The following is a 24,716-nucleotide window of genomic DNA, read 5'->3' on the forward strand; positions in this document are numbered from 1 at the left end:
AGCATAATGCTTTGTGACATTTGTTACACAGCAGCGGGATTGCAGGGTAAAACCTTAATCAATTTCGGTGATCGGCCCTTCGGTACTTTTCTGCCGAAACTGTATTGGAATTCCTGCAAATCGCTGATGTAATTTTTCATGTGTAACATTTATCACTGACCAGGGCTTTTGCGGCTGGTACTTTTGCAGGGTAATTAATTCAATAATCTCATCAAAACATGGACTCCACAGAAGTTTTGGGATTTTCGGCCTCCATATTAATCGGGATCAGCCTGGGGCTAATCGGCGGAGGGGGCAGTATACTCACATTGCCAGTGCTCGTATACGTTATGGGTATTAATCCCGTTCTTTCAACGGCATATTCCCTTTTTGTTGTAGGTACGACTTCACTGGCAGGCTCTTTCAATTTTATGCGCAAAGGGCTTGTTAACTACAAAGCAGCGCTTGTGTTTGCCATTCCGTCCTTTGTCGCCGTATTTCTGACACGAAAATATTTCGTTCCGATGGTACCGGATTCGCTGTTCACGGTGGGCGGCTTTGAAGTAACCAAAGATGTAGCGATCATGCTCTTTTTCGCTGTGGTGATGCTGGCTGCCTCTTACTCGATGATCAAAGAAGACAAATCCGGACCGCTAGAAGTGAGCCGCCGACCCAAATTCAACTATCCGCTGATAGGACTCGAAGGAGGGGTGGTAGGTATGCTCACCGGTGTCGTAGGCGCGGGAGGCGGGTTTTTGATCATCCCGGCTCTGGTTTTACTGGCAAAACTGCCCATGAAGATGGCAGTTGGGACTTCACTACTGGTCATTGCAGCTAAATCGCTGATTGGTTTTGCGGGTGATATTTCAAATACGACCATTGACTGGACTTTCCTGATAGAATTTACCTCCCTATCTATTTTAGGCATCTTTCTTGGATCCTTTCTTTCCAGATTCATATCCGGTGAAAAGCTCAAAAAGTCCTTCGGCTGGTTTGTGCTAGCGATGGGCATCTACATCATTTCAAAAGAAATTTTCTTCAAATCGTGACCGGTACCAAGGATGGTGTTAGCCACACCACCGCACAGGACGTTCCGCAATAGCCGAATGCGAACACGTGAAAAGCTCAAACCCCTGCGACATGCGTATATACATAATCGTCATCAACAATGTCTCCCGATGATTCAGTTGTTAAATTAATCCGCTCCCTGAAGCTGCTTGTCACCCTTTTGGGCGTTGTGCTGGGGTTGCTGCTCATACTGCTGCTTATTCTGCTGTTCGGCGTGCCGGAATTCGATTTGGCTCAGCCGCCCGGCAAAAAACTTGCTGAAATGAAATCAGTCAATGCAGACCGGCATATGATGTGGAAAGGTCCCTCTGAAAAAGATATTTCAAAACTCTCGCCGACCGAGCAACAAATGGTCGGATACGGAAAGGAGCTGATTGTACATACAGCGGATTATCTGGGTCCGAAAGGCAGCGTAAAACATTTGTCCAATGGCATGAATTGTCAGAACTGCCACCTGGATGCCGGCGGCAAACCCTGGGGAAATAATTATTTCGCGGTCCAGGCTACCTATCCCAAGTTCAGGGCACGCTCCGGAAAAATCGAAACCCAGGCCAAACGGATCAACGATTGTTTTGAGAGAAGCCTCAACGGGGAGAGCCTCAATGAGCAGAGCAATGAAATGGCGGCCTTACTCGCTTACATGAAATGGATGGGAACGGGTGTTCCGGCCAAACAGGTACCTGAGGGTTCGGGGATCTATAAAATACATGACCTTGACCGCGCTGCCGACCCGGTTGCGGGCAAAGCCGTATACGAACAAAAATGCCAGAGCTGCCATCAGCCGACTGGCGAGGGCGTAATGGCCCCCGATGAAAAATCCTATTTATTCCCTCCGCTTTGGGGAAAGCACAGCTATAATACCGGGGCAGGGCTTTTCAGAATGTCCAATTTGGCAGGATATGTGAAGGCCAACATGCCGCTCGGCGCTTCCTATGACGCTCCGCAGCTCACTGACGAGCAGGCCTGGGATGTGGCGGCTTTTATAAATTCTATGCCCCGCCCACAGAAGGACCTGAGTAATGACTGGCCCGATCTGGTAAGTAAGCCATTCGACCACCCTTTTGGCCCCTATGCGGATCCATTTCCTGTAAAGCAGCACAAGTATGGTCCTTTCACCCCTATTAAAGATTGGCAAAAGCAACATAAAAATTCAAATACCAGATAGCCGCCGGTGAAGGCACCTGAGGCAGGGAAAGGGAATATGCATGAAAACACAAATTTTGTTTCTCCTTATATGGTCGTTCGTAACCAGTTCCCCGCTTCCCGCGCATGGACTGCAAAAGTCGCACGAGGCAGTCAGGGATACGAACACATTAGGGCATCTATTAAAAACAGGGAAGTTTTACGGGCATGCCAGGTCCTACTGGTCAGCAACCCTGAACCAAAAACGCCTGACCGATTACTATGCCTGGGGAGTGGGTGCCGGAATTGGTTACCAAACGCCAAAGTTCTTACACCGATTTCAGCTGGGAATCAGTAGCTTTTTCATATTCAACCTGACCTCATCCGATCTTGCCAGGCCCGACCCGGCCACCTCGATGGTAAACCGCTATGAAATTGGCCTTTTTGATATCGAACGACCGAACAATCACCAGGACCTTGGTCGTCTGGAGGAATTTTACATGAAAGCCCATCTTGGCAAAAAATCGATACTGACACTCGGTCGCCAGATTCCTGAGACACCCTTTATCAACCCACAGGACGGACGTATGAGCCCAACACTGACCGAGGGGGCCGTGCTGGACATCAATGAATGGCAACATTTGAAACTACATGGCCAGTACCTATGGCGGATCTCACCCCGCTCAACCACGCGCTGGTTTGGCGTAGGGGAAAGTATGGGAATGTATCCGGTTGGGGTTGGCATCGATGGAGTGCCTTCGCAGTACAAGGGGCAGACAGATGCGGATTTCATGGCAATTTTTGGCGCTACTTACAGAAAGAAGAAATGGGAGATACAGCTATGGGACACCTACGTTGACAATGTCCTGAATACATTTTTTGTAAAAACAGAGTGGAGATCCCAAGCCAAAGGAGGAACAAACTGGCTGGCAGGTGCCCAGTTCACAATGCAGAACACCACAGGGAACGGAGGAAACCCTAACGCCTTGATAGCTTACGCGCAGCCCGGCAGTGGTTCGGTTGTAATCTCAACACGTGTGGGGCAAGAGTCTGCAAGGTTTGACTGGCAGATGAATGCAACGCACATCGGGTCTGACGGACGGTACCTGATGCCCAGAGAATGGGGCAAAGAGCCATTTTACACCTTTATGCCCCGTGAGCGTAACGATGGATTCGGTAACCTGACGGCCGTTACATTGAATACCCGCTTTAAACCGGAAAAGCGTATCGACCTGACGCTGAGCGGAGGCTATTTTCATTTGCCCGACGTCAGGAATTTCCAGCTGAACAAATATGGAATGCCCAGCTATTCACAAGTTAATTTAGGTCTTACTTATCAATTTGACCAATACCTGAAAGGCCTCAGCGCATTTCTGCTGGTTGTCCGTAAAGACAAAACTGGCAGGGTTTATGGCAATGACCGGTTTGTATTTAACAAGGTAAACATGGTGCATGCAAACCTTATTCTCAATTACCGGTTCTAACAAAAAGCTCTACTTTAAACCGATCCACATAACATGCGACCTCGACCTTCATTTTTCGGATTTAATCGGCTTTATACAAAGGCTTGACTATCTAAACCCAAGAATCACAGTCAAAAAAAATCGTTGGCATAGCCCTCGCGTTTTTAAAATTCTGGCACAGAAATTCTGTTTTCCGGGAACGTATTAGTTTGCTTTTCGCAGATTGCCCGCGAAAACATAAGGCAGTAAGCCCAGTTCAGCCGCCTACGCCACTTGGATCGCCGTCCTTGGGCTTACCTGCCGAGCTGGTATTGATTTGATAAATGGTAATGACGGTCGTCTTCCCGGTCAGGCTGGCAGAATAACTCGATAAAACGGCTTGTGCGAGTTACTGAAGGACAGCATATCCGCGCTGGAATCTTTCATCAAATCCAATATCTTGGTTACGTTTGCTCAAGACATTATTTTCCCATCCACCATCTCGATGATCCGGTCACAATTCGCAGCAAATTCATCGTCGTGGGTGACGGCTATAATGGTTTGTCCTGTTTCGTGAGCTAATTGACGGAAGATGTCAAACACCACTTTAGTATTCTGCGAATCGAGATTTCCAGTAGGTTCATCCCCCATGATGATTGCCGGTTCGTTGATCAGAGCCCTCGCAATGGCCACCCGCTGCTGTTGTCCGCCAGATATTTTCGATGCCTTCTTCATTTCGTGCCCTCTAATGTCCAGCATCGTCAGTAGCTCCATGGCTTTTGCTTCTATCAACTCTTTGGACTTTTTGCCTAGTTTGAGTGCAGGCAGCATCACGTTGTCCAGCACCGAAAATTCAGCCAGCAGGTAATGGAATTGAAACACGAACCCGATGTGTGCGTTGCGGAACCGTGACAACTCGTTTTGGCTAAGTCCGGTAACGGTGGTCCCATTGATAGCGATACTTCCCTGGTAGTTCGTATCCATTGTCGAGAGCAGGTAAAGCAGGGTCGATTTACCGGAACCTGATTTGCCGACAATGGCCACAAACTCTCCTTTTTTCACTTCAAAGCCCACGTCCCTGAGTACCTGGAAGGTATCCGGCTCATGGAAATATTTGTTAAGGCCTTTTGCGGACAGTGCTGTGTTCATTTTCTTATAAAGATGATTAACCTCTGAGTATTTCCACGGGATCTATTTTGGACGCTTTGCGTGCGGGCAGGTATCCTGCCACAAATGTGATGATCAGCCCAAAGACCATCGCCAGTATGTAGTCAGCTGGCAGGTAAGAGATCGGAAGTGTATCCAAAGATGCGATTTTGAAGGGAATACGGTCAACGATGGAAGCAATGGTAAAGCCGAGCAACAGCCCGATAAAACCACCGATTAAACCAATAATAACGGATTGCACCAGGAATATTTGTACAATGTCTTTGCCATCGAAACCCATGGCTTTCAGGATCGCTATTTCCCGTATTTTCTCGCTGACGGTCATGTTCATAATGTTGTAGATACCGAACCCGGCCACGATCAGTATGGTGAGTGAAACGGCAATGGCGATGATGTCCCGCAGGGTGTTTGCTGACTCCAGCTGCCCGTTACCTTCCTGCCAGGCTTCTGTTTTATATTTGATATCGGGGCTAATAGCACCGGCTATTGCTTTCGCCTTGTTGTAATCGCCGATATTGGCGAGCACTTCGGTTGCATAACTTTTATTTTTGGATAGCAGCTGCCTGGCCGTATTGATCGAGATCAGGGCGCGGCTCTTGTCCACGCTGCCCGTTCCGGTCTGTATCAGGCCGGTCACTTTAAGGATTTTGCTGACGCCATCCGATGTGGTTAGCGTAACATTGTCGCCCACCGACGCGCTGAGCTTGTCTGCCAGCCCCGTCCCCAGCACGACCGCATCGGAACGCCTTTCCAGCTCGTTCAGGTCGCCTTCGGTCATGTATTGCATGGTATTGAACATCCTTATCTCATTGGTTACCGCTATTCCAGAAAGCGTGCCGCTTACTTTGGTCACCCCGTTGCGGAAAAACACGTTCTGGCTGACCTGTTCAGTAACGGCCACTACTTCTCTGTGTTTTTGCAGCACCTGTACCACCTCGTCCGCGTTTCTAATGCCCTCGGTGTAGCTGATATGCCGGGCATTGCTTACGCTGAGGAGGGTATCGCTGCCGCCGTTCTGTGGGATCAGTATCGTGGGTTCACCACCCAGCTCATTATACACCCTGATGTGCGCCATAGTGGTAAAGGTGATCTCGGTCTGGGCCCCGTTCACACCATTCATAAAGCTGTTCATGAAGATGTACATCGATATGCCGAAGGTGACGCTCAGCACTGCTACGATAAGCTGCCTTATTTTTGAGGTCAGATATACCCAGGATATTTTCGTATTTACGTTTGCCATTTTTTTTGTTTTATAAAATCCAGCTTAATCCCGCAAATAGTCCATTGCTGTCGTGTGAGGGGTTTCTGTCCGCGCCTTTTGTATTACCGTTGGAAATATGCAGGTGTCGTGCTCCGAACAGGAGCTGTATATTGCTGCGGAGCCGGACGGAAGCACCGATCCCGTATTTGGAGGTGCCATTCAGGTACGTCCCGGCCCTGCTGTCCCGGCTGGTTGGTTTGGGAAAATGATCGGTGAAGTACACCAGCCCGCCGCCCGATTCAAACCATAGTTTCCAGGCAGGCTTATCAACGGCACAAAACCGGGCAAAAGGCCGGATGGCGAAGCCAACCGTACTGTTATAGTCATCAAAGGGAACGGTCGTGCTCAACTCCACGCCAACCGAAAGCCATTTGCGCAGCATCAGGTTAAGGCCGGTACTGCCCTGGGTCATATTCGTATAGGGGTATTTGTAACCGGATGTGGCGCTCACTTCGGTATACAGGGTCAACCTTTCATGTAATGCGCTGTCCTTCCTTGTCAGTATCAGGGCGGCGCCCGTGAGCAGCGCTGGTACGATCAAACCCATGCTGGTGTGCAGGCTAAGGGGCTCAAATCCAAGTGGGTTCTGATACCATCGGTCTCCGGGAGGATACTGTGCACAGGCTTTGTCTGCTCCTGCTGTGATTGTGAGGATAAAAAATACAATTGCGCTTACTTTTCTCATATCGGACATAATGATATTCAATGTTCGGTCATGTCAGGTACCCGGTAGTTCTACGCCCTGTTTTTTGTTTTTATCCTTAGGCAAAAGGATAACATCCTTTTCGGTCAGGCCTGCTTTCACCTCCACCCAGCTACCCGCTTTCTGCCCGGTCCTGATCGCCCTTTCCGTTCCGTCCCGCATTTGTACAAACTGCCCTCTTACCAAAGCTGCCGACGGGATCACGAGCACAGACCTGGTTCCTTCCTGCATAATATTGGCCTGCAATTGGGTACCCGATAACAGGAGCGGCGGAGGGCTTACAAACGCTGCTTCGACCGAATACGATTGTGCCGACTGGTCGAATGCGGGCAATATGCGGGTGATGGTAGCGGTGAAGGTGGTGTCGGGGTAATTGTTCATCTGTATGATAGCGCGCTGACCTACGCTGAGCCGCGTGATATCGTCCTCTGCAATAAAAAGCTTCATAATATGCCGTCCGCTGCCGATCCTTGCAATTACCTCGCCCTTGCGCACCAGCTCACCCTTTTTTTTGAGCACATCCAACACGACTCCCGGCTTATCTGTACTGATTTCGTACTCGCTCAAAATAGCCTGCTGGGTTTTTACCTGTTGCAGACTTCTGTCGGCGTTCAGGCGCAGCGCATCCTGCGCCTGGCTGTAACTTTTTTCCAACGCAACAAGGTTACTCTGCGAAGTTTTATACTGCAGTCCGGCTTTTTCAAATTCCAGCTGCGATACTGAATTTTTGCTTCTTAAAGACCTGTAACGTTCATAATTGAGCCGGTCCTGATCGAGCTGTGCCCGTGCTACACCGATTTGCGCCTGTAGCTGCGACAACTGCGGTGCATCAGGAGCGGCATTTTTCAAGGCATCGTTGTACACGATCCGTGCCTCCTGCAATTGGGTGCGAGCAGCATCGCTCTTAATGCGGACCAGGATCTGCCCGGCGGTAAGCTTATCTCCCTCACGCATATTAAGCTCCCTGATCGTGCCTTCCGCCGTGGCGGCGATCACGAATTCATTTTCCTGTTCCAGGTGGCCACTGGCAAAAACAGCCTGTTGAAGAATTTTCCTGACCGGACTGGTTTCCTGTTGGCTACTGCATGCCCAGAGGCACGTCAACAGCATTGCTGTAATCATTGTCGTGCTGTTTGCCTTCATTGATTTCGACATTATAGTTTTATCCTCAGGTAGCGCTGATAATAGCTAACGTAATAGTTGCTAAGGCTTTGCATGTACTGGTTCTGCACCAGCAGCAGGTCCTGGAACTTGTCCAGCCGTTCGTCCAGACCGATAATCCCGCTTTCATACCGGTCGTTGGTATGGCTATCACTGCTGCTTTGGAGCCGCAGGACCGCCTCCTGTTGTTTCAGGTCTTCCGTGCTCTGACGGAACTGGATCAACAGGTTCTCGTCTTCCTTTCGGGCGACGCGTGCCTGATTGTCCAATACCCGCTGCTGCTGATGAAGCTGTATTTGCGCCTGGGTAACCTTTTCCCGGGTAAACAGACCGTTGAAAACGGGTATGCTTAACTTGAGACCCCAGAATTGCTGGGGCAGGTTGTTGGCCGCCGACAGGTCGAACATTTTATCTGTGGCCCAGTTGCGATTAAATTGATAACCTACTGTCAGCGAAGGATATGCCATAGCCCGGCTTTGAGCAAGCTGCCGTTCGTTCAGTCGCAGCTGCGCCTGCTGAACCTGTACCTGCGGGTGAATGGGCGCAGTGCTTTCTTCTCCAACGCTGCCAGGCTGAGAAGCAGTTAATTCTCCTGAGAGCATAACCTGCTCGGAGGTATTCAATTGCGACTGGAACTGGTTGTACAGCTGCGCGAGGGATGCCGAAAGACTCCCTGCCTGCTGTACAGTTTGTATGTGCTGGATTTTGCTGCGGTTCAGATTTTCTTCGGTAAATATGCCGGCTTCGTATTTGTCCTCCGCAATGCGGCAAATGCTGTCCGATACTGCAATGTTGCCCCTGGCGATGGCAATGTATTTTTCAGTAAGCAGGATGGAATAATAGGTTTGCGCAAGCTGGTTATAAACCTGAAATCGGGCACTGCGGGTATTGGCCTCACTGAGCTTTTGCGCCGCCCGGGAGGTTTTCACATCGAACCATTTTTGGAAATTGATCACCTCCCAACTCGCCTGCACCCCTGTGCTGTACAGGTATTTCCTGCCGAAAGTATATTCATTAAATATCCCCTCCGGGGCGGCAGGATTCAGCAGGCTCGCCGGCACCAGCGTGGGCTGGAGGGTAATGTTATCATTAAACCCGGCCGAAGCGTTCACAGCCGGGAGCAAGGCCGCTTTCGCAGCCCTGGTTTTTGAGGCCGCAATAAGTTGCTGATCCCTGGCGCTTTGTATACTGACAGCATTTTGATCTGCATAACCGAATACTTCTTCGAGCGAACTAAACCTGAGTTGAGCATGGCCGGGAAAACTGACAGTACAAAGGAGGAGTAATCGGAGCATTAATTTTATTTTTATCATCTTCAACAACCTCTTAGGCTTTGTGGCAATAAAATGGACCAATGGGCCTGGAACTGAAAACCGCTCATTTCAGATCATTTACATCTCTTCCATAGCTTCTTCCGGCTCATCATACCGGCTTTTCCGGTAATTTGAAGTTCGTCGTTGCCAGACATGGAAATGCTGACGGGGATGTCCTGATCACGGGCAGGTATATACGCCTTTCCTTCCCATTGGTCGTTTTTGTAAGTGATGTCTTTCAGAACGATATCGCCCACCCGTATCTTACCGGCGGTGTTTTTCAGCCAGATAATTTTTCCAAAGAAGCTTCCATTGTTTTCGAAGATTTCGATTTTGCGGTCGCCGTCCGGGCTGAGCCATTTTCCGGTAATCTCTTTTTGACCGTAGCCAGCGGTAGACAGAAGAACAAGAATGCCCGCTGCGAAGTATGCCGATTTCCTGAATGGATCCATGAGTGTTTTGTTAGTTTGGTATTCAAATTAAACATCTGTCCAAATGTCCCTTTTGTCAAAATGGAATGAAGAGGACACATTGCCGGTCGAAAGGGACGGAATACTTGCCAGGCTGTATGGCAGGCCGGGATTACGCTACCGTGTCACCAGGGCGTAGCTTACTTTGAGGGTCAGCGAAGGCAAAAAGAAAGAGCTGAAACTATCCTTGGTTTTCTCCCGCAAAATGGGCTCTGCGAACTGGTTAACGAGCACGTTCCCGATGAGCGAGCTGGATTCAATCGAGGTGCGGCTACCCATATTCCATTGTCCCGACAACTCTGTGTGAAGCCCGAAACGTGGTATTTTCATGAAACCAAAACGTCTGCCTATGGTAATACCGAGCCTTTGCAGTGAGACCTTCGAAATGATCTCTGCGGTCTCGTAAAATTCCCTGAGCCGGGCATTTTTATCTATCAGGTCCATTATTTTGTCTTTGCGGTCCTGGCTGTCGAGGAAGTCATAGTTTTCAACCAGCTGTTGTGTGGTGGAGGGAAGCGTGAAGTTTTGATTCTGGAAGTTGATCCCGGCATAAAATTTCCTTCGTCTGGGAAGGTGATAGGTCAGCCCGGCTTCAAAAACGGTGCCGTTTCTCAGGTTGTCCTTGATGAACCGTCGCCGCATTTGCTGTTCCACTTTTTTGTTCGGCAATGCGTTTAATGCGACCGTCGTATAGAACCTGGAAAATTGCCCGAAACCCAGATAGCCCGAAAGTTTTGTTTTCGTCATCACTTCAAGCCCTATGGCCTGTTGTATGGGGAACTGACTTTTTAGTGAGACGGAAAGGAGCGGCACCTGCTTTTTTGGTATCGTGTCGCCGGGAATTTGGGCCAGCGCACCTTCGGCAAAAAGCAGCAGGAAAATAAACGAGAAGTAATATCCGGCAGCGCGGACCAGTCCTATGTTTTTCATACAACAAAGCATTTGGTCAGGGTACCGTTATCTCACGTGTTTCACTGGCGTGTGCGCTGAAATAACCCAGGGCGCCGCCTTGCATATTACTGACCGGATTGGCCGGTGATGCAGCGCCTCCGTCGCCCAGTGCACCTCTATCAAGGCTGTACCAGTACTGGTACGCCGCCTGATCGATACACTGCATTTCCACGGTGATTTTGTCGCCGGTCAGTATGTCATTGTCGTCATCTGCCGGGTAACGCAGGGGGGCAGTCACCTTGTTGCCGTTCGTGCGGTCGTCATTCCGGATAAAAATGGTTTTCTCTTTAACCCCGTTTTTGAATTGAACAAAACGGTAAAAGTTGACCGCATTGCCGGGATCTGTGTAACCTACATGGGCAAGATACCGCTCCCGATTTGAAATATTGGAACCATCTTTTTTGACAAATAATGAATCCATTTTCACCCGATCAGGCATGATGGAAGTTGCTGTATATTCGCTTCCGTTTAGCGTTACGTGAAGGCGATAGCTCATTCCGGGCTTTCCAACCAAGAGGGAATCCTGATAAATTCCCTGCTGCGTTTCCATTAATGGATAGACGTTTCCCTGTGTGTTGGAAATAGTGACGATGGCACCAGAAACGCCCGGATAGACACCTGTGTTTTCAAAATCCGTTGTTTGGGAAATCACCACCAGGGCCCCTTTCTTTTGATTGGTTATCTGCCCTTCAATCACATACCGCTGATCGGCCGGGTCCAGTTCAACGTCGATCACCTTTTCACAGGAACAAAGAAAAGATGTGAACAGCAGCAACGTGGCTGAATATTTTAAGGTTGACATATCTTCGTTTAAAATTTGAAATTGTAGCTGATCGATGGTATGAATTTAAAAAGAGCAGTTTGGACTGCCTCCGTTCTGCCTGGTATCGACTCGCTGTCCCGGAATTCTATCATGTAGGTATTTTCCCTGCCGTAAGCATTGTAGAGGCTAAATGCCAGCTCCTGTTTCAGGTTTTTACGATCGCTTAGCTTCATAGTGGCACCCAGGTCCAGACGGTGATAGTCAGGCATCCGATAGCCGTTCCGTTTGGTATAGTAGTAGGCGGTCTGGCCATCTACCTGATATTTACCGGCCGGAAAGGTGATTGCGTTCCCGGTGTAGTACACCCAGTTTGCAGACAACGTCCATTTGTTGTTCAGCTGGTAAATACCCACCAGGGCAACATCATGCGTACGGTCCTGTCGGGCGTTGTACCAAAGGTTGCTGTTGATGCCATCGATTTTTCGTTCCGTTTTGGACAATGTGTAGCTAATCCAGCCGGTCAGTTTACCCGACTTCTTTTTGAGCTGCCATTCGGAACCGTAAGCGCGCCCCTTGCCGAATAGCAGCTGTGTTTCAATAGCATCGAAATTGCTGAATATATTGGCCCCGTTGCGGTAGTCGATCTGATTTTGCATGGTTTTATAATAGATCTCCGTACTAAGCTCGTACTGGTTTTCGACCAGGTTTCTGTAATAACCCAGCGAAACCTGGTCGGATATTTCGGGCTTGATGTTGTTGTTGCTCGCGATCCACTTGTCTGTCGGGTTGGAGGCAGTGGAATTGGATATCAGGTGCAGGTTCTGCACGTTCCGCACGTAAGACGCCTTCACCGAAGCAAGCTCGCCCAGCTGGTAACTGGCAGACAGCCTCGGTTCCAGGTTCAGATAGGTTTTGGCGACCTGTCCTTTGTCGTAGTGCAGGGTGTCGATTACCATCCCGGCCGAGGTCACGGTATAAAAATCACCCTCGCCGACCGCGCTGAACGCATTGATTCTCAATCCATAGGTCAGGTTCAGTCTGGATGACACCTGCCAGCTATTCGAAGCGAACAAGGCATTCTCCCAGGCGAATCTTTTCTGTAGTTCCGAAGCATTGATACTTGATGATCCGGTAGGCGTCACCTCACCCGGCGTAATCGTATGGTGAATTGCATTCACGCCGAAGCGCACCGTATTTTTGTTGTTGGGAAACCACTGAAATTCCTGTTTGAGGTTGTAATCGCGGATTTGGGAAAAGATATCAAACTGGTTTCCACCATTCTGAATGGCGACATTGTAATCATAATTGCTAAAAATCAGGGAAGTGTTGGAGAATAGTTTACGGTTGAAGATGTGGTTCCAGCGCACGGTGGCCGTTGCATTTCCCCATTGCAACCCGAAAGTTTCCCCCATACCCATGTCATCCTTTCCAAAGTATCCCGAGACGTACAGGCGGTCTTTTTCCCCTAGACTGAAATTGAGTTTGGCATTCAGATCATAGAAATAAAGACGATAGTCCCTATACTCGCTCGAAGCCCTCAGAAACACATCGGCGTAGGTTCGCCGGGCGGACAGCAGGAACGAGGATTTGTCTTTCTGAATAGGTCCTTCCACATTCAGCTTGGCCGAAATAAGCCCGATCCCGCCACTCACCTCATAATCCCGGTTATTGCCCTCGTTCATTTTGATGTCCAGCACCGACGAAAGCCTCCCGCCATATTGGGCCGGCATTCCCCCTTTGTAAACAGTCATATCCTTGATGGCATCCGCGTTGAAAGTGGAGAAAAAGCCGAGCAGGTGCGACGCGTTGTAAACCGGCGCTTCGTCGAGCAGGATCAGGTTCTGATCGGTGGCTCCGCCCCGTACGTAAAAGCCGCTCCCGCCATCCCCCGACGACTTGATCCCCGGCAGCAATTGCAGGACTTTGAGCGGGTCCCGCTCTCCGAACAAGACAGGAACGGTGCTTATTTCTGTGATGTTCAACTTTTCTGCACCCATTTGGGTGCTGGAAACCTTATCATTTTTGTTGGCAGTGATTACCACCTCGTTCAGCGTGGTAGCTTGGTCGGACAGGGCAATGTCCAGTTTTTGGTCTGAAACCAGTAATATTTCAAGTGCCTTTTCGCTGAAACCAACCAGAGAGTAAATCAGGGTGTAGGCACCTGGCGGAAGACTCAGCGAGTAAAAACCGTATTCATTGGTTACAGTACCGGTAGCAGGTAATTGCTTTACGCTTACCGTAGCACCGATCAGCGTTTCGCCCGTAGCCGCATCTTTCACAGTGCCGGCAATGGTAGCTTGTTTTTGTTGTGCCAACGAACCGCCTGCCGCCAGCAGCAGCAGGCAGAGCGTTAGTTTGATGAATCGGATCATAAATTGAAATGATGTGCAGTGTGAGAAATGCTTGGCAGGCGCCAAATTTTAACAATTACTCCACCTTGCCGACAACCACGTAACTTTCGCTCCCATTTTCGGAAACTGATTTTTCATAGTAGGTGTCGTTGATTTTGTAATATTTCCGGCCTGCGATGTAAACGCTTTGCGCGCCCTCAGGCAGTGTGGATAGTTGGGACGGGCTGTTATTTACCGCCAATTCCTTAGGAGGCTCTACTACCTCGTACCGGCCCGGGGAATGCTGTACATAATACACGCCACCGGCATAGAAATAGGGCATTCTGCCCATTGTAACGCTGGTGTAACCAACAGGCAGTAGGGTCACGCGAAGGCCTACTGGCGGCCTGACCACTACATACCCGCGACCATACGGTTTATAATAAACGCCGCCGTGATAGTGATACCGAACACCGGCGTGCACAACGATCTTCGATTCGCGCGGAGGCCGCCGGATCACCGTTACTGAGGATTGGGCATTTGCATGCAATGAGAGGGCCATCATAGTCATGACCAAAAGCCCTTTGAGCGTTTTCATGGAATATTATGTTTAATCTTGAAATGACCAAAACCAAGGGGCTGATAAAGCGTTGATTTCTTTTCAAAATTAAAACCGGTCATCAGGTCACTTCCGGGCAATCGAAATGAAAGGGACAAAAATGCAGCTGAACAGGCCAGGATTAATGGATTTCCAGCCATCGCAAAAATTCCGAAGACTTGACTTTGGACACGATCACCGGACCGGAGGCGGGAATGGCTAGTCTTACAACAAGACGTCTTGTAAAATAATGTTCGGCATTGACAATGCTGTTGCGGTTAATGATAAACTGCCTGTTCGCCCGGAAAAACAGGGAACCATCGACCAGGGTTTCAAGCTCGTCAAGGGTGTGGCTAAGTACGTATTTCTGACCTGAAAATGAATGGGCGCTCACCAGGCTGTTTTCGAAATGGAAGTAGGCAACCTCGGCTATTTTCAGCGGGATGATCTTATCCTGGTAATGTATCAGAAGGGTCGATTTGTAAGAACCTGGACCCAACTTTTGAAGCATTAGCTCCATTTTCTTTGTCAGTGTGTGCTCATATCCGCCATCGTCCGACTGTCCACCAAATACAGCCCGCATTTGTTGATATTTCCAGAGACTGGCTTCCAGTTTTCTTTCATCAATGGGTTTGAGCAGATAATCGACGCTATTCGTTTCGAAAGCACGGATCGCATAGGTGTCGTAAGCTGTACAAAAGATTACCGGTGCGCTGGGTTTGATCTGTTTAAAGATCTCAAAACTCAGGCCATCCGCCAGCTGGATGTCGGAAAATATCAGGTCAGGCGCGCTGTTTTCCGAAAACCATTTCACAACACTCTTTATGGAGGGTAGTATAGCTACTATTTCAATGCTATCGTCAAGCATTTCCAGCTGAGCCTTGAGCTCCCTTCCCGTTTTTATTTCATCTTCAATAATCAATACTCTCATTTTAATAAGGGCAACTTGACAATAAAACAGGCGCTGCTACTAACGATTTCAATTTCTTGGTTGGAAAGCAGCTGATAGCGTTCTTTAATATTATTCAACCCTTTTCCCGTGCTTTCTTCCACAGACATTCTGGGTAGAACGTTGTTTTCTACGCAAAGCATTTCCGATTCGACATAAATACGGATCGTCAGTGGTGCATCTACAGATACAATATTATGCTTTACTGCATTTTCTATCAGAATCTGCAAGCAATAGGGCGGTATTTTACAGCTGAGGCTGGTGTTTGGGAGTTCGATATCCACATGAAGGGCGCGTTCAAAGCGTTCCTGTAAAATGTAAATATAAGATCGGGCAAATTCCAGCTCCCTTTCAAGTGAAGTCAGATGCTCCTGCTCATTGCCAAGTAGATAGCGGTATACATTGGCGAGTTGCATTACGTATTGTTTTGTTGGAGCGTCTGTGGCAATCGTTCTGAGCGTGCTCAGCGAATTGAAAAGAAAATGAGGATTTACCTGTTGTTTGAGCAGACTCAGCCGGGCTTCCAGATTTTCCTGTTTGAGCAGTTGGTTTTCGATTCTGGAATTCTGACTGTCTGTGACCAGTTGAAGATAGAAGGAAACAAAATACTCAAGTCCGCCTACCATGAGCCCCCTAAATGCCATCATCATCATTTTTCTATCCTGGGGAAGACCGTTAAGGTTCATCATTGGGAAGCTCTCTGTATGCATTTCCCGCAAAGGATAAAGAATGACAATGGCGACTAATGCACAGGCTGTAAGGGCAAACCCCGTTTTCAGCGCCTTGCCCCTAATCCAGGCGGCACCCAGTGTATACTGGTTTGTGATCCAGCAGCAAATAGATATCAGAAATGTAATGCCAGCATTCCTTAGTACCAGTTCGCTCTTTTCCACTTGGTCTAATCGTATCGCGCTCGATATGAAAACGATCAAAGCTATAAATACCGAAATGACAAGCCCTGGCCAAAGATTGAATTTTTTCATCATCTAAAATAAATTAAAGGAATTGAAAATCAGACAACCACTCAGGGCCGATAAACATGAAAGGGACAAAATTGAACTTCAAACGGCCACGATAGTCCTTAACCGGCCGACTAGACCACCCCTAAAGTAAGGAAGCTGACCAGTCTTGAGATCAGGGGGGATGATCCGGAATATTGTACAGTAGAACTTAAAGACCGGGGTAACAAATTAAACCTTGTGTCGCCTTCGAAGTCATAGAACCGGATATGGGGCCTGGTGGCTTGCACACATCCTGCATAAGCACTTTCAGGTAACGGGCTAACCCCATGTAAATCACTGCCATGGAAAACATCAGCAAATCAGAACAATTACAGCACCTGTACTGGCGTGCCGGGTTTGGGGCAACCCATGAGCGCTTACTGAAAGAGAACCGGACCGTCAAAACCGTGGTGAAGGAAATGTTAACCCAGTCTAGCTTTCAGCCGCTGGTAGTCGTGGATATTAATCAGTTTAAGAGCAATAAAACGCTTAAAAAACTGGTCACCAATGGTAAGCCCGATCGTGAAGCAATCAAAATGCGGATTAAGGGAAATGCGGGACTTATACGTGACTTAAATGTGCTTTGGATCGAGAAAATGGCTTCCGGCAAAGACGTTCTTCGTGAAAAAATGGCTTTGTTCTGGCATGGGCATTTTGCCTGCCGGGTGCTCAATCCGGCCGCCGTCCAGCGTTACCTTAATACGATCCGGACACATGCCCTGAGCAATTTTGCGGATCTGTTAATGGCAGTTTCAAAAGAACCGGCAATGCTTCAATTCCTCAACAATCAGCAGAACCGCAAGGATGCGCCCAACGAAAACTTTGCCCGGGAAGTAATGGAGCTGCTCACATTAGGGCGGGCCTCAGGGAGTTATACAGAAGCGGATATCAAGGACGCCGCCCGGGCGTTTACCGGTTGGGGATATAATCTGAGGGGAGAATTTACCTTTCGGAACAATCAGCATGACGATGGGTTAAAAACGATTCTTGGTCAAACCGGTCATTTTGAGGGCGAAGATGTAATCAGATTACTGCTGGAAAAAAAGCAGACGGCTCGTTTCGTTGCAGGCAAAATATATCAATTTCTGGTTAGCGAACAGACGGAAAACCCGGAGGCCGAAACGCGGATCAAAGGCCTTGCTGAAAGGTTTTATAAAAGTGGTTATGACATTGCCAGGCTTCTGGACGACATTCTGACGGCTGACTGGTTTTATGAAACTTCGGTGAGGGGTAACCGCATAAAATCACCCGTTGAATTGCTTGTAGGGATGCAGCATTCGCTGGGATTTGTTTTCCAGCAAAAGCAATCGTTAATATTCATCCAACGTACATTGGGGCAAGTTTTACTTTATCCACCTAATGTGGCCGGGTGGCCCGCAGGGAGAAACTGGATCGATTCTTCAAGCCTTTTATTCCGGATGAAATTGCCTGATCTTATTCTGAGGTCGCATGCGGTGACCCTGCAGCCCAAGCAAGATGGTGACGTGAATACGGAACTGCTCGCCAGGCGCGGAGGTGATTTGATGCAGGTGGAGATCAACTGGGATGCATTTGAAAAGTCTTTTTCGGGGGTTGGTTCCGCCCAGCTGGCTGATGCTTTGGCGGCTTATTTGATCCAGCAGCCGCTAGGGAAAACACAGCATGCATTGATTCTTCAAACTGCCGGTAGCAGCGCGCCGGATGAACGAATCAAAAACTTAACTGCGGCACTTATGGCTTTGCCTGAGTATCAACTTTGTTAGAAGTGTTAACGCAGAGTACTTGCGTACATCGAAATGCATTCCATTTTAAAGAAGCCAGTCAAAATTGATCATTATGAAACGACGGGAATTTTTGAAGCAATCGGCCTTAACCACTGCCGGGACTATGATGATCCCGTCATTTCTTAAGGCTTATGAACTGGATCAAATGAACGTAGATCCTACGGGCAGCAAAATATTGGTGGTGGTGCAGCTATCGGGAGGCAACGACGGGCTCAATACGGTTATACCCTTTCGAAACGACATTTATTACCGCGAAAGACCCACTCTGGCCATCGCCCGTGAAAAAGTACTGGCATTGAACGACGAAGTCGGGTTCAATCCCGCGCTGGAATCGTTGAAGGCGTTATATGACGATGGGCTGGTTAAAGTGATCAACAATGTGGGGTATCCCAATCCGGACAGGTCCCATTTCCGGTCCATGGATATTTGGCAAACGGCAAGCAGTTCCGACCAATATCTGAAAACAGGCTGGGTAGGACGGTACCTGGATGCTACATGCTTGGAGGCCGGAGGCTGTGCGCAGCACCGGGCGATAGAAGTAGACGATACGCTTAGTTTGAGTATGAAAGGAAACATGGTAAATGGACTTGCCCTGCTTAATCCAAAAAAGATTTATAACCAAACCCGCGACGGGATGATCAAAGAGTTGGCCGACAACAGATACCCGGAAATGCAAAATAACGCTGGATATCTTTATAAAACACTGGCCGAGACGGTATCCTCCGCAGCCTATCTTTATGATAAGTCGGCAAAATCGGTGCGTCGCACCATCGGCGTTTACCCTGCGCATGAGCTGGGTAAACGGTTAAAAACTGTTTCCGAGCTGATCCAGTCAGACACCACGACAAGGGTGTATTATGTTTCCATTTCCGGCTTCGATACACATGTAAACCAAACGGGTCAGCAGGAAAGGCTTTTACGGCAGTATGCTGAGGCAGTCAAAGCATTCATGGGTGATATGAAGTCGACCAACCGACAAAACGACGTGTTGGTCATGACTTTCTCCGAATTTGGGCGCAGGGTAAAGGAGAATGCGAGCAACGGGACTGACCACGGGACGGCCAACAGTGTTTTTCTGGTGGGAGGAGGTCTAAGCGGGACTCGCAGCGAGCGTGTTTACGATCAAGCGCCTGATCTGCACAATCTGGATATGGGAGATTTAAAGTTCACCATTGATTTCCGGAGCATTTATGCGACGCTGTTGGAAGATTGGCTTGCAACAGACGATGTGGCTATTCTCGGGAAGAAGTTTCCCAAACTTAGCCTGCTGTAATTGAAAGGGAATCTTCCTGGGCAGTTTAACGGCATTCGCTAAAATACCTATTCTGTCGAGCAAATGATCTCAGCTGAATTTGGGCATACTTGACGAGCAGAAAGGCCCAGCTCGCTTTTTGCAGCAATTATGAGCAGCAGGACCATCGGCACCGGCACTTTCTCTGCGAAATACATAAGCAGAACGTGTGGATTCGACAATTTCCGATCGGGACTCAAAAACTTAGCTAGTAGGTCGGGCGAAAGGTGAATCCCTCAAATAGTTCGGATGACTTACAGATGTTCAAAAAAGAAAAAGTCATAATTTTCGGAATGTCGAGCATTTGTGATCGCTATATCGGCCGTGCCGAAATTTTCAATGCCCACGGCCGAAATCTGAAGCAGCGTAGCGAAGATCACCACGCCGATACCATCGTTGAATAGTGATTCCCCGACAATATTGGTTTCCACTTCTTTTGACAGGTTTGCCTTTTTGGGGACACTCACCTCCACTTCATGGACCTGGCAGAAAGTGTGAAGCTGCACCTGGAATCGCACGGCGAAACGGCTGGTACGGTTATCGACCGCCATGATATTGTCTCAGTCCGGTTCATGGAGGACGCGACGCTGCTGATCCTTTGAACTATTGGATTATAACACCTTGCCTGCCTCCGCAGAATATTTGTAATAGAAATGATGCAAAATGTCTTGACTACCACGGCATGTACCTGGAAATCCATTTCCAGAAGCGACGCCACCGCGACATTTTTTTTGCGCTGTCCTCCACATTTTCGAATCGGTCGATCCGCTCCTTCTCTTCCCGTTCATAGACTGCTTTTATTTGTTCATCGTCGAATTGATAGGACCATTCGATGGAACCGTTCCGTATCCAATAGTGAGACCTGCAGGGTAGCTGCCAATTACCTATCGACGGATACAAGGTGGCCGAGCCATCAGCCTCACCAAGGGACCATTCGGAAATGCCCAGTGGTGTTATGACTTTGCTTCCGCACCCACAGGGGCAAATGTGCCCCGCTACATTGAAATCATGAGACACATACAAAATTCCGGGCAGCAGCACCTTGGGGAGGTACCGTACCCGCAGTAAGGCAATTTCTTGTTTATTGTCTGGCATGATGAAGACTGTCAATAGTAAACAGTGTGTGATAAAATGAGTTATCGTCTGAATAGAAGCCCCTGATCTGTTTGAACTTAATTAGCGCTATCGCAGCATTCAGCGCATTGAGTTCAGCGAGTTGAATATTGCTTCGATAGACATCATCAGGCTGGGTCGTCAGCGGCATATAGTTCTTCGCGTCGTCGGAATTGCGCTCACTACCATCAATAAACGTCGTTCGAACTGTTCCGCTAATGGGTGTTCCAGCCCGCTCCAGCCCCATTCCACAGTCGATAAATGGTATTTTCATTTGGTCAAGCAACCCAACGATTTCGGCTCTGCTTTGTCCTTTATCGACACATACAAACGCGAAAGTGACCCCTTCTAGATCCTGCGTCGAAGTATTGTCAATTTGCTTGGCCACGATGCTCACCGAGGAATGGAACTCCGAATACCGCGCCTGGTAAACTTCCGCTTTTCGTTTTCCTAGTTCGTGATCGGACAATTTGCCCGGCGATCGGAATGCGTTGTGTACATGAAAATAGTCGCCGTCAAAAGCACGAATTTCCTTTACCGGTGTTTTCACAACCAAGTCAAGGAGGTAGGATCCGGTTCCCCCCAATCCGATGATAGCAATCACATCGTTAGCAAACAGCATCGCCAGATCACCAATTTCAGCCCTGCTGGTCAGCGTATCCCTGATTTTAAAAACGCTGGAGGATAGTTCATCGACAGCCCTAAATGTCAATGGATTCGCTCCGTGCAGCGCAATCGCCGGGCCGCAAATGATAGTAACATAACTTTCGATCTTTTCAAAGAGGTCACTAAAACCACCAACCGGCTTATTTGAAAATGACCTTTCAACTCTAATGTCACTTGCAAGTAATGGCAAAGCAACCGGGCCCCCAGCCAGGTTGCTGATCGGAGACCCATCTACTTCGTGAGGATGCGATCCACAAAAATATATTTGATGATCATCCTGCTGTACATGAACAGCATCAATAAAAATCAATTTCGATACTATTGCTCCGATCTGAAGCTGCCCCTCACTATTCAAATAAGGAATATCACGGATGACCAGAAGGTTGTTGTCAATTGAAACGGCGTATCCTTTGCTAAGAAGTTTTCCTATGTCCTTGTTATGACTGGCCAGTGTGTTTAACATAGAAAATCATTTCATCTTTGACCTTAACCTCTCCACCGGGAACTAAAATGCCTTCGGGCTTTTCACCATGCCCGCGCTGATAGGTAACGGAGTAAGTCATTTCCGGATGCTGCGCAAAGTCCGGAAACGCCATTGTTACGACTTCGGCATAGGTTATTATGCTCTTTTCAACTTCAAAGGCAGTGCCATTTACTACGATTTCGACTTTTTTTTTGTCTTTTTCTTTCTCACTCATTTTTACGAAGGGTTTTTAGAATTAAGTTACTTATACATTATCTCCAAATATAAACATTTTCAATCGTTTTAAGAACCTTATGCCGGGATTGTGCCGCTGTCTTCAAAATCATTTTCGACAGCGATTCTTTTGTTACTCCAATTCCACTAAATTGCGGTAAACCAGTTATATACCCTCTCATCAAATGATACTGGAAAACCCTCTTCAAGCGCGCTACCGTACTGTTGCGGTAAGAAAAGGCGGAATGGCAAATGTCTTCCTATCTGAATCGATGGTTCGCGATGATAAAACCCCCTTTCCACGCCGGGTGGCGATAAAACAGATCAGGCCTGAACTGGGCAAGTCTGATTATTTATCTGAATTATTTTTCCGCGAGGGCCTGACATCCCTCGGTGTAGGAACACATCCAAACATCATAAAAACGTACTCCGCGCACCACCGTTCGAAAGAGCTTCCATTTTTTATCCTTGAGTACGGCGACCTGAACTTCCGCGATTTCTTAGTGGGCAGCCGGCCTGACGTCTCAGATCTGATTGCCTGCTTTATCGGCTTGTGTTATGGACTAGACTATCTTTCACACCGATTCAAGAATTTTGTACACGCGGACATAAAGCCTGAGAATATTATCGTGGTTGGCGGTATTGCCAAAATTGCGGATTTCGGTTTGGCCAGCTTTAAAATGGTTGCGGCGCAGAAAATGAACGGGCCAGCGGGCACGCCCCTGTACTTGGCTCCCGAAGTCTGTCTCGGGGAATCGCCAACAATGCAGTCGGACATCTACTCCTTCGGTTGTGTCATGTTCGAAGCATTTCTTGGAAATCAGCTTGCTGGTGCAACTACTGTATCTAACATTAATGAGCTAAAGCAATTGCAGGCAGCCGGGCAGCTGTATCCTTTAACTACCTTATCCAGGCTCAAATTTCCTCCGCTTGAAAGGGTGATTTCAAGTTGCCTCTACCGGGATCCGGCAGGCCGATATGCAAACTTTGGAGAAGTTGCATCAGATCTGGCATCCATTCTAAGGCATAGTTACGGTAAGGAAACGGTTAAGCCGGATGCCCAGGAGCCAACCTCCATCGAATTCTATAACATATGCAATGGCCTGTTTAACCTTGGATATTTCGCGGATACGATCTCTCGGATAGAATCTAACCCCGAACTAACCAACGGGTCTGATCGCAATCTGTTTCTCATTTTGAAAGCCAAAGCTAATGAACGCTATGGCAATAATGAGGAATGTCTAAAAATCTTGCATGAGGAAATCGAAGTGACTACGCTCTCGCTATTTGAAGGAGCTTATCGAAACTTTGAGCTGGCAAAGGCGTACTTCCGCAGAAATGAATTAATCCGGGCAGAACACTATGCCCGAATGGCAACGAATATCACGCAACCATATCCGGACGCCAATGCCTTACATTCTGCCATTTTGTTCGCGCTGGAGCGGAACACCGAGGCGCTGTCCGCTGCTGCCCAAGCTTGGGAAAAGTCGGGCAGGCTTAACTATGGTATCAACTACATCCAGCTCATGATCATAATGGAAACCGATGACTATCGACATGCCATAGCGATCGCGATAACATTGCAAAAGAAGTACCCAAGCAGTTTCGAACCTTTCCTCATCCTAGCTGATATCTATTTTGCCGGATTAGAGCGTGGGGATCACTCGCAAAAAGATGACGACTCCCTGATTCCTGGAATGAAGCAATTGCTAGCAGAGGCGAAGCTGCGACACGCCCCTGAAATTGAAATTAAACAAAGACTCGAAAAACTAAATCGTTATGACACTTGATGCTTTTAACCTGCTTTGCGGTATCATCACCATTGCAGCCTTTATATTTAGTGTGGTCACCTACTACATGACTGAAACGAAGAAAATCATAGAGGCTGCCAAAGCCGCGACGACGAAGGAACGTCTGAAAAATCTGGAAACCGACATGATCAGATCCCTTAACGCTGTCAACATGATCGTGCAAGCTCCCAAGCACCAGCAAGTGACGGTCTCGGAACTGCAGAACCTGGCAAGACTAGTTCGCGCGGATCTCAGGATCACCATATCCAAACTGGATATAGAGGCTAACAAGCTCACAAAGTGGAAATTCGGGGAAATGTATGAAACCGAACTACCGAAAGAGGTGGCACCCAAAGAAAAGTCTTCTAACGGCGGTATTGAACAAGAACAGGTTATTTAGATCGTCCAAGCTATTGTTAATAGCCAACCGTTTTTGGGGGTAATTTTTATATTCGAGTCCCAGCGGAATCACAAATAATTACTTCAAGCGCCCTGCAAACCAATCACTTGCAGGCCCCTTTTTCTTTTTGGTACAACAGCCTCAGAACCTTCTTTTATGTATCACCATTAACCACTGCTTGCCAAGAGCCTGCATAGCCTCGTCTAGTTCCGTGCAAACCGTGAAGTACAGATTCTGTATGCTTAACCGAAGTGTCGCCCGTGAGTTTGGTGACGTATTACAACTTAGCCGGTGAAATATTTAGTAGTTTTCTAACTCAGACGATTTGAGCCATTTCTTTGCGTTGTCCGCTGAAGATACCCTCGTCCCGGTAATTGCTGCCAAAGCTCATCCCGAACACTTTTCAGGTCTGCAAGCGTAACCAATTGATCTGGCGACAGGCATTCTTTCGCTCGTCTGCTCCACTCATCCTTTCCATCGCTTTTTCTGTTTTAGTATTGCCTGGAAAACAAAAAAAAATTAGCAATATGGAAATGCTAGACCCCTTCGATTTCCAAATAGGTAAAACTGATATGGAGTAGATATCCAACTGTTTACCTATGTTTGCTTATAGAGGAGCGTTCTGTGCAAACTGACTAGTTTTCACCAACTTCAAAACTATCGAAACCATCCTGCCGCACTCATTAACAGTCGAACAGTTCTTGGGCCGCGTCCGGGC

The 24,716-nt window shown here is 48.1% G+C and carries 24 protein-coding genes; 8 read left to right on the forward strand and 16 right to left on the reverse strand.

What is annotated here, in order from left to right:
• The first annotated feature begins 218 nt into the window (after window positions 1–218).
• The 3 genes from J2Y43_RS32565 (at window position 219) to J2Y43_RS32575 (ending at window position 3,653) form a co-directional block, all read left to right on the forward strand.
• Window positions 219–1,028 carry a sulfite exporter TauE/SafE family protein gene (locus J2Y43_RS32565; protein ID WP_309993333.1) on the forward strand — a complete coding sequence of 270 codons (810 nt, stop codon included), beginning with the start codon at window positions 219–221 and terminating at the stop codon, window positions 1,026–1,028.
• Window positions 1,029–1,147: 119 nt separating this feature from the next.
• Window positions 1,148–2,212 carry a c-type cytochrome gene (locus J2Y43_RS32570; protein ID WP_309993334.1) on the forward strand — a complete coding sequence of 355 codons (1,065 nt, stop codon included), beginning with the start codon at window positions 1,148–1,150 and terminating at the stop codon, window positions 2,210–2,212.
• Window positions 2,213–2,252: 40 nt separating this feature from the next.
• Window positions 2,253–3,653 (forward strand): OprD family outer membrane porin, encoded by a 1,401-nt coding sequence (locus J2Y43_RS32575; protein ID WP_309993337.1) that lies wholly within the window; start codon window positions 2,253–2,255, stop codon window positions 3,651–3,653.
• A 432-nt stretch (window positions 3,654–4,085) separates the two neighbouring features.
• Here J2Y43_RS32575 and J2Y43_RS32580 read toward each other — a convergent pair whose 3' ends face one another.
• From J2Y43_RS32580 to J2Y43_RS32635, 12 genes are all read right to left on the reverse strand, one after another.
• Window positions 4,086–4,760 (reverse strand): ABC transporter ATP-binding protein, encoded by a 675-nt coding sequence (locus J2Y43_RS32580; protein ID WP_309993339.1) that lies wholly within the window; start codon window positions 4,758–4,760, stop codon window positions 4,086–4,088.
• A 16-nt stretch (window positions 4,761–4,776) separates the two neighbouring features.
• Window positions 4,777–6,018, reverse strand: a complete 1,242-nt coding sequence (locus J2Y43_RS32585) for an FtsX-like permease family protein (protein WP_309993342.1) — start codon at window positions 6,016–6,018, stop codon at window positions 4,777–4,779.
• A 10-nt stretch (window positions 6,019–6,028) separates the two neighbouring features.
• The gene (locus J2Y43_RS32590; RefSeq protein WP_309993343.1) at window positions 6,029–6,724 is read right to left on the reverse strand and encodes an acyloxyacyl hydrolase; all 696 of its coding nucleotides are present in this window, start codon (window positions 6,722–6,724) and stop codon (window positions 6,029–6,031) included.
• Between the two features lie 33 nt (window positions 6,725–6,757).
• A complete protein-coding gene (locus J2Y43_RS32595) occupies window positions 6,758–7,864 on the reverse strand; it encodes an HlyD family efflux transporter periplasmic adaptor subunit (protein ID WP_309993344.1) in 1,107 nt (368 codons plus the stop codon).
• A gap of 32 nt (window positions 7,865–7,896) precedes the next feature.
• Window positions 7,897–9,198, reverse strand: coding sequence for a TolC family protein (locus J2Y43_RS32600; protein ID WP_309993348.1), 1,302 nt, complete (start codon window positions 9,196–9,198; stop codon window positions 7,897–7,899).
• A gap of 92 nt (window positions 9,199–9,290) precedes the next feature.
• Entirely contained in the window at window positions 9,291–9,668 is a 378-nt protein-coding gene (locus tag J2Y43_RS32605; RefSeq protein WP_309993351.1) for a DUF2147 domain-containing protein, read from the reverse strand.
• 135 nt (window positions 9,669–9,803) lie between these two features.
• Window positions 9,804–10,616 carry a hypothetical protein gene (locus J2Y43_RS32610; RefSeq protein ID WP_309993353.1) on the reverse strand — a complete coding sequence of 271 codons (813 nt, stop codon included), beginning with the start codon at window positions 10,614–10,616 and terminating at the stop codon, window positions 9,804–9,806.
• A 16-nt stretch (window positions 10,617–10,632) separates the two neighbouring features.
• Window positions 10,633–11,439 (reverse strand): DUF4249 domain-containing protein, encoded by an 807-nt coding sequence (locus J2Y43_RS32615; protein WP_309993355.1) that lies wholly within the window; start codon window positions 11,437–11,439, stop codon window positions 10,633–10,635.
• Window positions 11,440–11,447: 8 nt separating this feature from the next.
• The gene (locus tag J2Y43_RS32620) at window positions 11,448–13,772 is read right to left on the reverse strand and encodes a TonB-dependent receptor (RefSeq protein ID WP_309993357.1); all 2,325 of its coding nucleotides are present in this window, start codon (window positions 13,770–13,772) and stop codon (window positions 11,448–11,450) included.
• A gap of 55 nt (window positions 13,773–13,827) precedes the next feature.
• Window positions 13,828–14,328: a DUF6515 family protein gene (locus tag J2Y43_RS32625; protein WP_309993359.1), complete on the reverse strand. Its 501-nt coding sequence runs from the start codon at window positions 14,326–14,328 to the stop codon at window positions 13,828–13,830.
• 142 nt (window positions 14,329–14,470) lie between these two features.
• Complete coding sequence (locus tag J2Y43_RS32630; protein ID WP_309993362.1) at window positions 14,471–15,259, reverse strand: LytTR family DNA-binding domain-containing protein; 789 nt, start codon at window positions 15,257–15,259, stop codon at window positions 14,471–14,473.
• Window positions 15,256–16,263, reverse strand: a complete 1,008-nt coding sequence (locus J2Y43_RS32635) for a histidine kinase (RefSeq protein ID WP_309993365.1) — start codon at window positions 16,261–16,263, stop codon at window positions 15,256–15,258. Before J2Y43_RS32635 ends, J2Y43_RS32630 begins: the two co-directional genes overlap by 4 nt.
• A 317-nt stretch (window positions 16,264–16,580) precedes the next feature.
• Between J2Y43_RS32635 and J2Y43_RS32640 the strand changes: the two genes are divergently transcribed.
• Both J2Y43_RS32640 and J2Y43_RS32645 read left to right on the forward strand, forming a co-directional pair.
• Window positions 16,581–18,020: a DUF1800 domain-containing protein gene (locus tag J2Y43_RS32640; protein ID WP_309993367.1), complete on the forward strand. Its 1,440-nt coding sequence runs from the start codon at window positions 16,581–16,583 to the stop codon at window positions 18,018–18,020.
• A gap of 73 nt (window positions 18,021–18,093) precedes the next feature.
• A complete protein-coding gene (locus J2Y43_RS32645) occupies window positions 18,094–19,314 on the forward strand; it encodes a DUF1501 domain-containing protein (RefSeq protein ID WP_309993370.1) in 1,221 nt (406 codons plus the stop codon).
• 272 nt (window positions 19,315–19,586) lie between these two features.
• On the opposite strand, the gene J2Y43_RS32650 is transcribed toward J2Y43_RS32645, so the two are convergent.
• Window positions 19,587–19,763: a hypothetical protein gene (locus J2Y43_RS32650; RefSeq protein WP_309993373.1), complete on the reverse strand. Its 177-nt coding sequence runs from the start codon at window positions 19,761–19,763 to the stop codon at window positions 19,587–19,589.
• A 45-nt stretch (window positions 19,764–19,808) separates the two neighbouring features.
• Between J2Y43_RS32650 and J2Y43_RS32655 the strand changes: the two genes are divergently transcribed.
• Complete coding sequence (locus J2Y43_RS32655; RefSeq protein WP_309993375.1) at window positions 19,809–19,934, forward strand: hypothetical protein; 126 nt, start codon at window positions 19,809–19,811, stop codon at window positions 19,932–19,934.
• 70 nt (window positions 19,935–20,004) lie between these two features.
• Here J2Y43_RS32655 and J2Y43_RS33690 read toward each other — a convergent pair whose 3' ends face one another.
• Genes J2Y43_RS33690 through J2Y43_RS32665 form a run of 3 tightly spaced genes read right to left on the reverse strand, consistent with a single transcriptional unit; the run spans window position 20,005 to window position 21,809 of the window.
• Window positions 20,005–20,427 (reverse strand): DUF6527 family protein, encoded by a 423-nt coding sequence (locus J2Y43_RS33690; RefSeq protein ID WP_409014527.1) that lies wholly within the window; start codon window positions 20,425–20,427, stop codon window positions 20,005–20,007.
• A complete protein-coding gene (locus J2Y43_RS32660; protein ID WP_309993377.1) occupies window positions 20,414–21,574 on the reverse strand; it encodes a ThiF family adenylyltransferase in 1,161 nt (386 codons plus the stop codon). Before J2Y43_RS32660 ends, J2Y43_RS33690 begins: the two co-directional genes overlap by 14 nt.
• Window positions 21,549–21,809, reverse strand: coding sequence for a multiubiquitin domain-containing protein (locus J2Y43_RS32665; RefSeq protein ID WP_309993380.1), 261 nt, complete (start codon window positions 21,807–21,809; stop codon window positions 21,549–21,551). Before J2Y43_RS32665 ends, J2Y43_RS32660 begins: the two co-directional genes overlap by 26 nt.
• Before the next feature lie 184 nt (window positions 21,810–21,993).
• Here J2Y43_RS32665 and J2Y43_RS32670 point away from each other — a divergent pair, with 184 nt between their 5' ends.
• Together J2Y43_RS32670 and J2Y43_RS32675 are read left to right on the forward strand one after the other, a co-directional pair.
• Window positions 21,994–23,598: a serine/threonine-protein kinase gene (locus J2Y43_RS32670; RefSeq protein ID WP_309993381.1), complete on the forward strand. Its 1,605-nt coding sequence runs from the start codon at window positions 21,994–21,996 to the stop codon at window positions 23,596–23,598.
• The gene (locus J2Y43_RS32675) at window positions 23,588–23,998 is read left to right on the forward strand and encodes a hypothetical protein (RefSeq protein ID WP_309993383.1); all 411 of its coding nucleotides are present in this window, start codon (window positions 23,588–23,590) and stop codon (window positions 23,996–23,998) included. The genes J2Y43_RS32670 and J2Y43_RS32675 overlap by 11 nt, the downstream gene beginning before the upstream one ends.
• The last annotated feature ends 718 nt before the right edge of the window (window positions 23,999–24,716 follow it).

The organism is Dyadobacter sp. BE31, from assembly GCF_031457695.1.
Lineage (GTDB): Bacteria > Bacteroidota > Bacteroidia > Cytophagales > Spirosomataceae > Dyadobacter.

Coding starts and splice junctions, on each gene's coding strand:
- J2Y43_RS32565 (WP_309993333.1), top strand. CDS start 219: ATGGACTCCACAGAAGTTTTGGGATTTTCGGCCTCCATATTAATCGGG.
- J2Y43_RS32570 (WP_309993334.1), top strand. CDS start 1,148: ATGTCTCCCGATGATTCAGTTGTTAAATTAATCCGCTCCCTGAAGCTG.
- J2Y43_RS32575 (WP_309993337.1), top strand. CDS start 2,253: ATGAAAACACAAATTTTGTTTCTCCTTATATGGTCGTTCGTAACCAGT.
- J2Y43_RS32580 (WP_309993339.1), bottom strand. CDS start 4,760: ATGAACACAGCACTGTCCGCAAAAGGCCTTAACAAATATTTCCATGAG.
- J2Y43_RS32585 (WP_309993342.1), bottom strand. CDS start 6,018: ATGGCAAACGTAAATACGAAAATATCCTGGGTATATCTGACCTCAAAA.
- J2Y43_RS32590 (WP_309993343.1), bottom strand. CDS start 6,724: ATGAGAAAAGTAAGCGCAATTGTATTTTTTATCCTCACAATCACAGCA.
- J2Y43_RS32595 (WP_309993344.1), bottom strand. CDS start 7,864: ATGATTACAGCAATGCTGTTGACGTGCCTCTGGGCATGCAGTAGCCAA.
- J2Y43_RS32600 (WP_309993348.1), bottom strand. CDS start 9,198: ATGCTCCGATTACTCCTCCTTTGTACTGTCAGTTTTCCCGGCCATGCT.
- J2Y43_RS32605 (WP_309993351.1), bottom strand. CDS start 9,668: ATGGATCCATTCAGGAAATCGGCATACTTCGCAGCGGGCATTCTTGTT.
- J2Y43_RS32610 (WP_309993353.1), bottom strand. CDS start 10,616: ATGAAAAACATAGGACTGGTCCGCGCTGCCGGATATTACTTCTCGTTT.
- J2Y43_RS32615 (WP_309993355.1), bottom strand. CDS start 11,439: ATGTCAACCTTAAAATATTCAGCCACGTTGCTGCTGTTCACATCTTTT.
- J2Y43_RS32620 (WP_309993357.1), bottom strand. CDS start 13,772: ATGATCCGATTCATCAAACTAACGCTCTGCCTGCTGCTGCTGGCGGCA.
- J2Y43_RS32625 (WP_309993359.1), bottom strand. CDS start 14,328: ATGAAAACGCTCAAAGGGCTTTTGGTCATGACTATGATGGCCCTCTCA.
- J2Y43_RS32630 (WP_309993362.1), bottom strand. CDS start 15,259: ATGAGAGTATTGATTATTGAAGATGAAATAAAAACGGGAAGGGAGCTC.
- J2Y43_RS32635 (WP_309993365.1), bottom strand. CDS start 16,263: ATGATGAAAAAATTCAATCTTTGGCCAGGGCTTGTCATTTCGGTATTT.
- J2Y43_RS32640 (WP_309993367.1), top strand. CDS start 16,581: ATGGAAAACATCAGCAAATCAGAACAATTACAGCACCTGTACTGGCGT.
- J2Y43_RS32645 (WP_309993370.1), top strand. CDS start 18,094: ATGAAACGACGGGAATTTTTGAAGCAATCGGCCTTAACCACTGCCGGG.
- J2Y43_RS32655 (WP_309993375.1), top strand. CDS start 19,809: ATGGACCTGGCAGAAAGTGTGAAGCTGCACCTGGAATCGCACGGCGAA.
- J2Y43_RS33690 (WP_409014527.1), bottom strand. CDS start 20,427: ATGCCAGACAATAAACAAGAAATTGCCTTACTGCGGGTACGGTACCTC.
- J2Y43_RS32660 (WP_309993377.1), bottom strand. CDS start 21,574: ATGTTAAACACACTGGCCAGTCATAACAAGGACATAGGAAAACTTCTT.
- J2Y43_RS32665 (WP_309993380.1), bottom strand. CDS start 21,809: ATGAGTGAGAAAGAAAAAGACAAAAAAAAAGTCGAAATCGTAGTAAAT.
- J2Y43_RS32670 (WP_309993381.1), top strand. CDS start 21,994: ATGATACTGGAAAACCCTCTTCAAGCGCGCTACCGTACTGTTGCGGTA.
- J2Y43_RS32675 (WP_309993383.1), top strand. CDS start 23,588: ATGACACTTGATGCTTTTAACCTGCTTTGCGGTATCATCACCATTGCA.